At 56.0% G+C, this 1,142-nt stretch carries 1 protein-coding gene; it reads left to right on the top strand.

Annotation, left to right across the window (positions count from 1 at the left end):
- Nucleotides 1-1,142: hypothetical protein (locus tag ACOCD2_RS21095; protein WP_419582410.1), on the top strand; the 1,142-nt coding region annotated here is incomplete at both ends.

Raw genomic sequence — 1,142 nt, 5'->3', positions numbered from 1 at the left:
AAGAGCGAGTGACTTAACGTCACTCGATCCCGCTGAGCGACTCGCCACGGATGGCGAGGCTGGAACCCTGCGCCAGGGACGGTTACTTGGCACGTCTTCAAACGAAGCGAATACCCTGCCTCCTTTAGCCGCCGAATCTCAGCCTCAAGTCGAGGAACCACAGGTAAAAATCGAAGCTCCGAGTCCTAAGCCTGAAACGCCACCATTACCTGCTGCCGCAGTACCTCCGGCACCAGAAAACCCGGAACACCCCGAAGTCACCGACCACGAAATCAACATCGAATACGGTAATCGGCACTACCGCGTTCGCGGTCTGCAAAAGAACAGTAGTTACGAGGTGATGAAGGTCAATGTGTTGGTGAAGGTTGGTGAGGTGATACACGTCGATACCTTCGACCTGTACAGCGCCAAACACCGTCAGGCGTTTGCTCGCGTTGCCGCCACTGAATGCGGCATTGAGGACAAGACTATTCAGCGCGATCTCGGCAAACTGCTGTTGCAACTGGAAGGCTTGCAGGACAAAGCGATTCAGGAAGCGTTGCAACCGAAGGAACCGACTGGCTACACGATGGAGGACACAGAGCGCGAGCAAGCTCTGACGCTACTGAAAGATAACAACCTGGCCGGGCGGATCATCGAGGACTTTGCCAAAACCGGTCTGGTCGGTGAGCCTTCAAATGCCCTGATGGGCTATCTGGCCTGTGTATCCCGCAAGTTGAACATGCCGCTGGCCATCATCGTGCAATCGACTTCGGCGGCAGGCAAAAGCGCGCTGATGGATGCGGTGTTGAAATTGGTGCCGGAAGAAGACCGGGTGCATTACTCGGCGATGACCGGGCAGAGCCTGTTTTATCTCGGCGAGTCCGATCTGAAACACAAAATCCTCGGCATTGCCGAAGAGGAAGGGGTAAGGCAGGCAGCCTATGCCTTGAAGCTGTTGCAGAGCCAGGGTGAGCTGACCATCGCCAGTACCGGCAAAGACCCCGAGAGTGGCAAGCTGGTGACTGAGGAATACCGGGTTGAAGGCCCGGTGATGCTGTTTCTGACCACCACGGCCATCGACATTGATGAAGAGCTGCTCAATCGTTGTGTGGTGTTGAGTATCAACGAAAGCCGCGAGCAGACCGCCGCGATCCAGCAAC

It is taken from the genome of Thiolapillus sp., from assembly GCF_048562965.1.
GTDB lineage: Bacteria > Pseudomonadota > Gammaproteobacteria > Chromatiales > Chromatiaceae > Thiolapillus > Thiolapillus brandeum_A.
The sequence above is the reverse complement of the archived record's forward strand: the minus strand, read 5'-3'. Positions and strand labels throughout refer to the sequence as shown.